The sequence below is a fragment of the Vibrio sp. 10N.247.310.17 genome (assembly GCF_041466605.1).
Taxonomy (GTDB): domain Bacteria; phylum Pseudomonadota; class Gammaproteobacteria; order Enterobacterales; family Vibrionaceae; genus Vibrio; species Vibrio tasmaniensis_A.
The window spans coordinates 20258-32221 of the sequence record NZ_JBFSTC010000032.1; the positions used below are offsets into that span (position 1 = coordinate 20258).

The following is an 11964-nucleotide window of genomic DNA, read 5'->3' on the forward strand; positions in this document are numbered from 1 at the left end:
ATCGTAGAAAATCGCTTTCAATTAAGAGAAGTAAGCCCACTGACCTAGGGCAATTCATCATGCCTAACAAGCTAACAAGCTAACAAGCTAACAACTTAATAACGCAAATGAGCCAACTATGTCGAATAATCAAGGTGTGAGAGCAAGCTTTCATAGCCATATGGAGAACCCTTTGCTTTGGCCCATTATGGAAGTGCTTAAGCGAAAACCAAGCGGATGGAAAGTACACACACTGGCGGCTCATCTAAACGACCTTGGGTTTATGCCTGTATTAGATGCTGCCCCCGAGAAGGAGTTATTTAAAAAGAACTTTCTCATTATGAATGCGCTGTATCAGCTCCAAGAAACGTTGCACCCTGATGGTTGGCTTCAAGTTCAAGCTATGGATATTGAATTGATGAATGGAAGCTATCATGGAAATAACCACAGCATTGATCACCAAGACCCACTTCGAGACTACTACACTAATTGGACTTACTATGAAGCGGATGAAGGTGAAGTCAAAAGGCTGCTGAACGAGTTTTGGACTCGGTACAGAAAGTTTGTTGGCGCTGATACGCTCAATTTAGATAAAAACCGTGCATTGAAGTTATTTGATCTCCCTGTAGACGCAACGCATAAGGAAATTAGAAAGCGTTGGCGACAGCTGGCGTTGCGGTGGCATCCCGATAGAGACGAGGGCAATACGGCAAAATTCCAGACGCTTTGTGAAGCGTGGCATGTATTACGAAGTTCATAATCGACGTAACTTTTACTGCGCTGTTTTTTGACTATTTAGAGTGAAATTTAAGCCCTATATATAAAATTGAAAAGCCCCATGTTGTGAGTGACACAAGTGGGGCTTTGTCGTCATTACGCTTGTATTGTTACTAGGCTAGGCGTTGTAACTAGGTTAAGCGTCGTTCTTACTTCATTTATTATGCTATGAGTGATCTTTGCTTTCGCCACTCTTATGTTCGAATGCATAGTCGAGTACTTTACGGATATAAGGAGCACCGACCTTGGAACCACCATTACCGTGCTCGATGACCACAGTCGCGACATATTCAGGGTGTTCGTAAGGTGCGAATGCCGTGTAAAGCGCGTGATCGAGTAAATGCCGAGCCAGTTTCTTGGAGTTATAGACCTGATCTTTTGCAAGATCAAATACTTGGGCTGTTCCCGATTTACCGCCACTAGTGTAGTCAGTTCCTTTAAATGCACGTCTGCCGCTACCTCGACTGCCGTGGTTTACGAGTCGCATCGCATTAATAGGTACATCCCATATCTCGTCTGGTACTTCAGTGATCGACAGCATCGGCTCAGGTTCAACAAGTTTTTGCGTATCAAAATCTTCACCGTGATCTAAGGTAGCTCTCAAGATATGAGGTGACATTACCTTCCCATGGTTAACCAGTACCGAGGTTGCTTTGGCAAGTTGCATTGGCGTGGATGTCCAATACCCTTGGCCAATACCAATAGGGACGGTGTCACCTTGATACCAAGGTGTACGATAACGCATCATCTTCCATTCTCGAGTTGGCATGTTGGCGGTGCTTTCTTCATAGATATCGATGCCCGTAGGTTCACCAAAACCAAAGCGATTCATCCAACTTGAGATGCGGTCAATACCTAAATCAAAGGCGGTTTGATAGAAGAATGAATCCACCGACTCTTCAATCGCTTGAGTTACGTCAACAGGACCGTGACCCCAGCGTTTCCAGTCTCGCCATGATTTAGAGTTGCGTTTGGAACCGGGAATTTGCCATGAACCGTGATCATCACGAATGGTGTTTTCTGATATAACATGCTCTTGTAATCCAGCAACGGCCATAAATGGTTTTATGGTGGATGCTGGAGGGTAAACGCCCAGTGTGGTGCGATTCACCAACGGGTGAGCAGGGTCATTCAATAGACGTTGGTAGTTCTTACTCGAAATGCCGTCGACAAATAGATTAGGGTCATAACTTGGGCTAGATGCCATCGCCAGTACACTGTTGTCTTTTGGATCGAGGATAACCGCACTTCCGGTTCGGTGATCAAGTTGCTCAAATACATATTTTTGCAGTTCAAGGTCAATATTTAATACTATGTCTTTGCCTGCAACTGGCGGCACGTACTCAATAGTCCGAACAACACGGCCACGGCTGTTTACTTCAACTTCTTGATAGCCTTTGGTTCCGTGTAGGATATCTTCGTAATAGCGTTCGACACCGAGCTTACCAATAATAGTAGTCGCTTGATAATTCGCTTCGATGCCTTTTTCTTCTAGCTTCTTTAGGTCACTATCATTGATATGTGCTACATACCCTAATACATGCGTCAGCACCTCTCCATTTGGGTAAAAGCGCTTTAAGTTCGTATCAATCGATAAGCCGGGAAATTGGTACTGGTGCACCGAGAACTTAGCAATCTCTTCTTCACTTAGGTTCTCTAATATAGTGACAGATTTGAAACGGCGCGTGTTGTGATAACGTTTTTTGAATCGAGCGATCTGCTCAACATCACGCGGGATGTATTTGTCGAGCTTGGCGAGCATGGTATCGACATCATCTGTTTGCTCGGGAATCATCGTTAGATTAAACACAAGCTTGTTCTCGGCAAGCAACACACCATTACGATCGTAAATTAGCCCGCGAGTAGGCGCGATAGGCAATACTTTGATTCTGTTGCCATCCGCACGAGTTTGATAGCTTTCAAAATTGTCGACTTGAAGTCGGTACAGGTTGGCGACTAAGACGAGAGTGAGCAGTAAGATCCCACAAAACGCCACGATTACACGGTTTTTGAATAGGTTTACTTCGATTTTATGGTCACGCATCTTAACGCGTTTATGATTCATTGAAGCCTCAAGAGTCTGTTACATTTAGTTACACCTATCGAGTCGGAACTTTATCTGAATATCGCCATAGTTTTGTCAAAGCTGTGTCATGATTTTTGGGATTTCTATGATTAAAGCGCTGACCAACAATGTAGTCACGTAAAGAGTGGCCGAATCAGATAGAAATATAGGAATTGAACGCAAAAAAACGGCTCTCATAAATGAGAGCCGTAATACGAGATAAGGTTAACTTAACGCGACATATTAGTTCGAGTTGGAGTTCGAGTTCGAAGGTTTGAACTGAGATTTACGCATACGGTTTAGTGCGGCCATTACATCCAATACTCTTGGTTTCGCTAAGTCACCGTAGTTTGGCATGTTCACGTGCCACTCATCGCTTAAGATAGCGCTAAACTCTTTAGCAGGGTTGTTTGACCAACCTGGAGTTTGTGCAAACTGGAACCATGCCCAACCAATCGCGTTCACTTCTGACGTTGATTCTAACTGCTCTAATGCAGAAAGGTCCGCGAATTCCTTGCCAAAACGCAGTGACTCTTTGCCTTTCGCGTTAACTCGGAATTTGCCGTCAGTAAGAATATTCATCAATGCTGCACGGTTTAACGAACGAGGAACAAACGTTTCTAATGCGGTCTCACATTCGTTAGTTCTCTGAGTAGGGTGTTGAGCGATGACTTCTTGTGCTTTATCAGTTACGTCTACTGCTTGGTAGTCGTGCATTTGAATCACAGTGTCAGCCACGTCTAGGTAATCGCCAGAACCACCCATTACAACAATGGTAGAGATATCCATCTCTTCACGTAGTTGGCCAATACGGTCAACAAGTGGAGTGATTGGCTCAGCACCTTTTGATACTAGCGCTTGCATACGTTCGTCACGAATCATGAAGTTAGTCGCTGACGTATCTTCATCAATAAGTAGCGTTTGAACGCCTGCTTCAATTGATTCTTGTAACCAAGCCGCTTGCGATGTAGAGCCAGACGCATCTTGTGTACTGAAATCAGATGTGTCTTTTTGCATCGGCAAATGGTTGATGTAATTTGATAGGTTCAAGTTGTGAACACAGCGGCCATCTTCAGCGCGGATCTTCATCGTATCAGTCGCCGTCACGATACCTTCACGACCATCACCAGGAATATGGTTGTAGATAGAACGTTCAACGGCGTTCAATAGTGTAGATTTACCATGGAAACCACCACCAACGATCAGCGTGATGCCTTTAGGAATGCCTAGGCCAGTCACATCACCTTGGTTTGGCGCGTTTAGCGTCACACTTAAAGACTCTGGTGCTAGGAAAGGAACCGCGCCTTTCATTGGCAGGTCGCAGTTACCTGCAATACGAGGTAATACGCTGCCATTTGCTACGAATGCCGCTAGGTTGTTTTCTTCCAATTGAGCACGCAATGCGTCTTGGTCTTCAACAGCTTCACAATGCTTAATCATCGCTTCAATATTGAGTTCGCGTTCAAGCGTTGCGCGACGAATAAACTTAGGCAAATAGAATGTAATGATGTTGATTGCTTTCTTTGCAAGAATACTACGACCATCAGCGGGTAGGTTGATACGAAAACGAATTTCGATACCGTGCTCGGTGAAAACCACAGATGTGTTATCCAAAACAGTTTGGCCGGTTAGTGCGATAGACACGGTCACTTCTTGCTTAGCAAATTCAGAGAAGCTACGTGCAATGAAGTCACGTGCTGCTACTTGGTATTCGTAAGATTTTTCTTTAAGCCAATCTAACCCTGTTAACGACCAAGCGCGTGTTGCGCGAAAACGTGAAGATGATGCATACGGGTCACCTTGAACGTGGTCGATGTGTAATTCGAAATCAGCAAAGTCGTATTGACCTTTAATTTGTTGATATGCGCGGAAGTTTTGTTTTTCGAGCTTTTTAAGCTTTGCAGTCAACTGATCCATAACGAGGAATGCCTATATAAAGGGAAGATAAAACAGAAAGGCGGCGATTATAAAAATCACCACCTATAGAGTAAAGAGAAAGTAGGCCTAAATCCAAAACAAAGTGCTCTTTTTCGCCTTAAGCGTAACGAGTTGTCCCCAAATAGTTTTGATTGATTAAGCTGTGTTCGAATTCTTGGCTCGGCATTGGCTTGCCATAAAGGTAACCTTGTCCCACATCACAGCCTTCATTGATGATAAATTGCTCTTGAACTTCCGATTCTATGCCTTCAATTGTGACTTTTAAGTCGAGCTTTTTCGCGATTTGGACTATGGACCGAACGATCTCCGAGTCTTCCTGTGAGTTGAGCATTTGGTCGATGAAGCTCTTATCAATTTTAATCGTATCGAATGGGAATTTCTTAAGGTAACTAAATGAGGCATAGCCCGTCCCAAAGTCATCCAGTGACAATGTAACGCCAATATTGTGTAACGATTCCAATGTATTTTTCGCGACGACTTCATCTGCAATGAGGCAACTTTCCGTGACTTCAAGTTCTAAGAAATGAGGTTCTAGGTGATAGGTTTCCAACAGGTGAATAATTTGGTCTGCGAAATCAACATTCTTCAATTGAATAGCAGATACGTTTACGGCTATTTTGAAATCTTCAACGTATTCGGACCACTCTTTCGCTTGCTCTATAGCGTTGCGCAGAGCAAAATTTCCCACTTCGAAAATCAATCCGTTTTGCTCGGCCATGTGTATTAAAGTTTCGTTAGATATGTCTCCCAGAACGGGGTGTCGCCAACGCAGTAGAGCCTCTGCACCAACCCAGCGATGAGTCAACGGGCATACTTTAGGCTGAAAATAGAGCATAAGGTCATCATTACGAACCGCTTGGAGTAAATAACCTTCAATCTTATTAATATGACTTTGTTCTTCAGCATGAGACTGAGAATAGTAAGCGAACTTCTGTCCGGAATCTTTACATGCCAACATCGCTTCTGAAGATTTTTGGATAATACTGTCAGCACCATCGTCGTGCTCAGTAATCGCAATCCCTATAAAGGCATGCAGATGAATTTTGTCACTACCAATGTCAAATTCTGAATGACCGACTTTTACCAGTGTCTGGCATAGTTCTTCGATACGTTGGTGCAAATCTTTAACGCTGAACGCCAACACAAGGTCAACCGAAGTAGGGCGCGCAGTTAATACCTCGACATCAGAGATACTGTCGATGCGTTGTCGGTATTCAACAAGCACTTGGTCTAACGCGTTGTAGCCATATCGAGCTTGAATGCGCCTGCCATTAGTAAATCCAATATGGATTACTGCGAGTGAGCCACCAGTAAACCTTTGTTGTGACAACAACTTCTGATCTAAGCGCGACTCAAAAGCACTTCGGTTCAAAAAACCCGTGCCGAGATCGTGATTTTTTTGGAAATTGATCTCTTGTTCTGCCGCTCTGCGCTTATCAATCTCTTGGTTTAATGAATAATTAAGACTCGCGAGATCTTTAGTGCGAGTCGCAACTCGGCTTTTTAAGTCACGATTCATTTGAGTGAGCTTAGCGTGTTGAAACAAGGTTTTTAATTGAGATTCTATAGAGGTGCGAAAGCTTTCTAATAGCTTAATATAGGTAGGCGTGTAGTGATTTTCTTTCGAGTCCAAGATACAAATGGTGCCGAACAATTCGCCGTTAGGCCAAAATAGCGGAATGCCACAATAAGAGATTAAGCCAAGCTTTGTGTCGGGGTTGTTTTTCCAATCAGCATCGGCAAGCGCATTGGGTACTAAAAGCTGCTGCTGAGACTCCATCACTGTTTCGCAGTAAAGGCCATTTCCTAATGTTTCAGAATCGCCTTTGTTATAAGGGTTATCCTGACTGTGGCTGGTAGAGAAAACTTCAATGTAGTTGGTATGAACACGCATGATAAGTGCAGCAGGCACTTGAGTGATTTGAGCTAAGAGGTCGACAATATTTTGCCAGCTGGAGGCCATATCGTCAGGGATATCTAAGTCTATCGTTTTTATCTTCTTCATATGACTCCGAGTCAATTATGCTAAATGCATCAACACATCCTGTGTTAATTAAGATGAACCAAATAAACTGTGAATATTACATTAACTAAGTATAAGAAATGTTGCACAAAAAAACCTCCGCAATTTTGCGGAGGTTTTCAAATGTGAATCTGGGTCTCAGTAATGAGATAAGTTTCGATTAAGGCTTTAACTTTATAAAATCATCAGTGTTAAGTTTCTCTTTATAGTCTACCGATGGTTGAGCAAAACCGTTCAACTGTAAAAACTCTTCTTTAAAACCTTGATAGTCACCGATTGATTGGAAGTTGTTTTCATCCATAGCTTCAAGTAGTTCAGTCACATGAGCTTGGGTTTCTGGGTCGAGTTCCCATTCATCCATCCGAATTAGGCGCTCGCCATCAAGTGGTACTTTGGTTTGTCCATACAGCTTACTGCTGAATAAGCGTTGCATTTGTTGGATACAACCTTCGTGGGTCTCTTTTTCTTTCATCACTCTATATAAAGCGAGTAGGTAAGGGCTTAGCCCCGGAATGAACACACTCGCTTTGGTCACTAATGCTTTACACACGGTCGCGTAAGCATTACCGCCAAAGTTAGCTAGTTCAAGGTTAAGTGCGTGACTTGTTTGATGAAGGTCTATTTTAGCGCGGCCCAAAGTACCGTCTAAGTAGATAGGGTGCGTGACTTCTGGACCAACGTAAGAAAAAGCAATGGTTTTGCAACCTGGGGCAATAGATTCAGCATTGATCAGCTCATCTATCCACTGTTCCCAATCTTCGCCGCCCATGACTTTGAGTGTGCTTTCGGCTTCTTCTTCCGTTGCAGCATCAAGTGTGTTGGTCACCCAGTTGTCGTGCTCTAGTGAGATAGTCGCACCAGTCACGCTTTCACCGATTGGCTTAATGGCAGAGCGCCAGAATTCTTCGGTATTTGGTTTGGGTCTTACGCCAGCGGCTAAGCTATAGATAATTAGATCCACTTCACCTTCGAAGTAGGTTTCAATGGCTTCGACAACTTGTGAACGTGTTTCTTGTGAAAATGCGTCGCCAACAATGTTGATAGCAGTGCGTTGCTCTCGTTCGGCTTCTTTCTTGAAATAAATGTTGTTGTACCAACCAGCGCTGCCTAGGGATTTTTCGTTAGGACCGCGCTCGAATGAGACGCCGATGGTGTCAGCTTTTGCACCGCCAAAGGTGAGGGCAATGCGAGCGGCAAGTCCAAAGCCAGAGGAAGCACCGATAACCAGTACTCGCTTAGGGCCATCTTTGATCTGCGGCGCACTCTTAACAAACTTGATTTGTTGCTTTACGGCTTCTTGACAGCCTAGAGGGTGAGCGCTTTTGGCTACCACACCCTTGATAATAGGTTCGATCAGCATAAATAACCTTACAGTTAACGGTGATATGCACTCAGGCTAACGTAAAGCTGTGTAAAATTTATTGAGCTAGACCATTAAAACCTAAAGATACTGATATAATTCTTTGGCGACAAATTCAGCAATCCAAGGCTGAGCTTCTGGTTTTGGATGCAGTCCATCGTTCATCATCCACTCCGGTTTGAGGATGATATGCTCTAGGAAAAACGGCAAAAGTGGCACGTTTTGTTGATCAGCAAGCGCTGCAAAAACGTACTCAAACTGTTGGTTGTAACGCTTACCGTAATTCGGTGGGATTTTAATCTTCATCATAATAGGTTTCGCGCCCGCAGCTTTTATCTGCTTAATGATTTGATCAAGATTCGCAGACATCAGCTTAGGTGGGAATCCACGAAGACCATCATTCGCACCGAGTTCGATAAGAACAGTGTCTGGGGCGTGTTCTTCAAGCAATTGTGGTAAACGAGCTAAGCCATTGCCAGTTGTGTCACCAGAAATACTTCCGTTGACCACGGTTACCGTTTTGTCATGCTTTGCTAACGCGTCTGGTAACAGGCTTGGCCAACTCTGTTTGATGTCCATGTTATAACCAGCACTCAAGCTATCACCAAGCACCAGTAACTTAGAATCTAACTCGGTATCTTGAGCCAAAGAAGCGGTTGAAAATATAATTAAGAATAAAAAGGAAATTAGTCGAGTCATGCATACATCCATCATTAAAGCAGAAGCTGTTTCGAAGACAGTGTCTACTAATCAAGAACATTTAACAATCTTAGAGCATGTTGATATCGATATTCGTGAGGGTGAAACGGTTGCGATCGTCGGTACTTCAGGTGCTGGTAAATCCACGTTAATGACACTGCTTGCAGGACTCGATGTGCCAACTTCTGGCGAAATCAGTTTGTTAGGCCAACCTCTATCACAGCTTGATGACGAAGCGAGAGCCAAAATCCGCAGTGAATCCGTTGGGTTTGTTTTCCAAAGCTTCTTATTGATCCCAAGCCTTTCTGCCCTGCAAAACGTCACGCTGCCTTGTTTGTTGAAAGGTGAAGACGAAGACATCGAACGCGCGACGGCTTTGCTTGAATCAGTGGGCTTGAAAGACAGGCTTGATCACCTGCCATCTCAGCTATCAGGCGGTGAACAACAAAGAGTCGCTTTAGCTCGCGCGTTTATGATCAAGCCAAAAATCCTTTTTGCTGATGAACCTACAGGCAACTTAGACCAACAAACGGCAGCGAAAATCGTCGAGCTGTTGTTCGAACTTAATTCATCGCACGGTACAACGCTTGTTCTCGTCACGCATGACCCTAAGCTCGCACAGCGTTGCCAACGAACCTTGAAAATGCATGTCGGTCACATAGAGGAAGTGTAAATTGAATTCATCACACGGACTGAACAAACGACTGTTTTCATGGAGTATCGAAGAGATTCGACATGGTCAGTTATGGCCGGTATCCATCGCTCTAACGCTCATTATAGCTTGTGTGTTCGCGCTTTCAGCTTTAGCTGAGCGTATGGAACAAGTGATCGTAAAGCAGGGCAAAGATGCGTTAACCGCCGACAGTGTATTTGTATCGGCAAACCCAATCCCACAACCTTTGTTAGATCTGACTCAGGTTGAACAGTTAGAAAGCTCTCAGTTAACTCGCTTCTCAACCATGGCATTCAGTGATAACTCGATGCAGTTGGTTACCGTTAAAGCCGTAGAGAGCAATTATCCTTTACGCGGCGAAATGATACTGCAAGGAGCAGATAGCGCGGTAAGCAATCATGTTGAACCGGGTGAATTGTGGCTTGATGAGCGTATATTTGCGCAGCTAGAGGTTGAAATTGGTGACAATGTCACTATTGGCGATGCCGATTTAAGAATTACAGGGCGTATCGCGCAAGAACCGGGCCTGAGTTTTAACCCTTTCCAACAAATGCCTGCTGTTCTGATTCACAATAATGATGTTGAAGCGACAGGCGCAATCCAACCAGGTAGCCGCGTTAGCTTTAGATTGTTTTTAAATGGTGATGAATCGAAACTCAAAGCAGCACAAGACAGTATCGAACTGACACCAAGTGATCGCTGGCGTACACAAGACTCAGCCAGTCGTACCAACGAGATGTTCGAAAGTACGACTCAATACTTATCGCTAACGGTTGCTATCGTTGTGATCATGGCTGCGACCACTTTGGTACTCACTTGCCAACATTATGTTGCGAGTCGTCGTAAAACCATTGCGATGCTTAAGAGTTTAGGGGCAAGCAAACAATGGGTCATTAAATGGTTGTCTATACAGGTGTCTCTGTTGGTGGTTATTGGTGCAGTACTGGGAATTACCATCGGTATCGGCTTAGAATTTTTGCTTCGTATACCTCTGGGCGACTTATTACCAACACCACTTCCTAGCTATGGTATTGAACCTGTCATTTTGGCGATTTTATCAAGCATTCTCATTGGTGTGCCTGCTCTTGGTATTCCGTTAATTGGCTTGGTAAGCACTTCGGCAATCAGCGTGATTCAATCAAGTCACCAGTCTAATGAAAGCTACAAGAAATACCTGTTGTTGCTAGTACCTATTATTCCAATGATGCTGATGTACGGTGACAATCTGTTGGTATGGATAGTTCTAGCGGGTATCGCTTGCCTGTTCTTAGTACTCGCGATTGTCAGTACGTTTGTTCTGCGTTTGGTGGGTCAACTGCCGACGTCGACATCTATGCGCTTGGCATTGAGCCGAATTAATCGCACACCATTAGCAACAGGGATTCAATTTGGTTCTTTAGCGCTGTCTTTGATGCTGTTATCGATCATATGGCTAGTGAGAAGTGACTTGTTGTCAGATTGGCAGCAAACTTTGCCTGAAAACGCGCCAAATGCGTTTGCGCTGAATATTGCGAGCTATGAGAAAGACAGTTATCTCGAGACGATTGATGCAAACGAAGTAGAGCGTACTCAAGCGTTTCCAATTATACGAGGAAGGCTCACAACCATTAACGGCGTTGAGGCGGCGAAATACAGCGAGACCTCAGAAGAAACAGATGCACTAAGTCGTGAGATCAACTTCACTTGGGGAGATAGCCTGCCTGAGTACAATGAAGTATTAGAAGGCAGCTGGACACAAGAGCAGGGCGTATCTGTGGAATCCGATGTCGCAGAGCAACTTGGTTTGAAAATTGGCGATGATCTTTCATTCACAATCAACAGCCAGAACGTCTCTGCCAAGGTGAACAGCATCCGAAAAGTAGAATGGCGTGAAATGAAGCCAAACTTCTATTTCATTTTTACTCCCGATGTTTTGAGCGCTATTCCTTCTACTTGGTTGGTGAGCTTCAGATTAGAAGAGCAACACAACCAAATGCTCAACGAATTATCTCGAAATCACCCGACCGTGAGTTTGATGGACATTCGTAAAATGGGTAGCAAGATCCAAGAGTTGCTCAAACAGATTGTTTGGTCGATAACCGTACTTGCCGCGTTAGGTGTAGTGGCGGGGCTATTGCTTATCTTCACTCTGTTGCGACTGAGCTTATCTCAAAGACAACAAGAGATACGCTTGTACCGAACCTTAGGCGCGAGTAAGAAGCGTATTCTCAACACTATTTGGTGTGAATACGGGGTGATGGCGTTAGTAGCTGGCTCAATTGCTGCGCTAGGTTCTGAACTCAGTGTTGCAGGGGTAATGAACTTTGGCTTTGAGTTAGAACCTTCACTCCACCCAATACTGTGGATAGCGCTACCCGTGCTGACGTTTATCACATTGGCCGCGGTAGTGAATAGCTTAATCAAACGTTTGTTGGCACCAGTAAACAAGGATTTTGGCTAGTCGCTAGCGA

8 protein-coding genes are annotated in these 11964 nt (G+C 44.2%); 3 read left to right on the top strand and 5 right to left on the bottom strand.

The window, feature by feature from the left end:
- The first annotated feature begins 118 nt into the window (after positions 1-118).
- On the top strand, positions 119-739 hold the full coding sequence (locus AB6D80_RS11200) for a DNA-J related domain-containing protein (protein WP_017100543.1): 621 nt from the start codon (positions 119-121) through the stop codon (positions 737-739).
- Positions 740-922: 183 nt separating this feature from the next.
- Here the strand turns inward: AB6D80_RS11200 and mrdA are convergent, their stop codons facing one another.
- The 5 genes from mrdA to AB6D80_RS11225 form a co-directional block, all read right to left on the bottom strand.
- The gene (gene mrdA, locus AB6D80_RS11205) at positions 923-2821 is read right to left on the bottom strand and encodes a penicillin-binding protein 2 (protein WP_371701810.1); all 1899 of its coding nucleotides are present in this window, start codon (positions 2819-2821) and stop codon (positions 923-925) included.
- Between the two features lie 243 nt (positions 2822-3064).
- Positions 3065-4738, bottom strand: coding sequence for a P-loop domain-containing protein (locus tag AB6D80_RS11210; RefSeq protein ID WP_371707555.1), 1674 nt, complete (start codon positions 4736-4738; stop codon positions 3065-3067).
- A gap of 118 nt (positions 4739-4856) precedes the next feature.
- Positions 4857-6764, bottom strand: coding sequence for a GGDEF and EAL domain-containing protein (locus AB6D80_RS11215; RefSeq protein ID WP_017100546.1), 1908 nt, complete (start codon positions 6762-6764; stop codon positions 4857-4859).
- A 178-nt stretch (positions 6765-6942) separates the two neighbouring features.
- Positions 6943-8142, bottom strand: coding sequence for an enoyl-ACP reductase FabV (fabV, locus tag AB6D80_RS11220; protein WP_372188529.1), 1200 nt, complete (start codon positions 8140-8142; stop codon positions 6943-6945).
- Positions 8143-8223: 81 nt separating this feature from the next.
- Complete coding sequence (locus tag AB6D80_RS11225) at positions 8224-8841, bottom strand: arylesterase (RefSeq protein ID WP_009845333.1); 618 nt, start codon at positions 8839-8841, stop codon at positions 8224-8226.
- Between AB6D80_RS11225 and AB6D80_RS11230 the strand changes: the two genes are divergently transcribed.
- Together AB6D80_RS11230 and AB6D80_RS11235 are read left to right on the top strand one after the other, a co-directional pair.
- On the top strand, positions 8840-9514 hold the full coding sequence (locus AB6D80_RS11230) for an ABC transporter ATP-binding protein (RefSeq protein ID WP_009845334.1): 675 nt from the start codon (positions 8840-8842) through the stop codon (positions 9512-9514). The two genes, AB6D80_RS11225 and AB6D80_RS11230, sit on opposite strands and share 2 nt — an antisense overlap.
- 1 nt (position 9515) lies before the next feature.
- Positions 9516-11954, top strand: a complete 2439-nt coding sequence (locus AB6D80_RS11235) for an ABC transporter permease (protein ID WP_371707553.1) — start codon at positions 9516-9518, stop codon at positions 11952-11954.
- Positions 11955-11964: the final 10 nt, after the last annotated feature.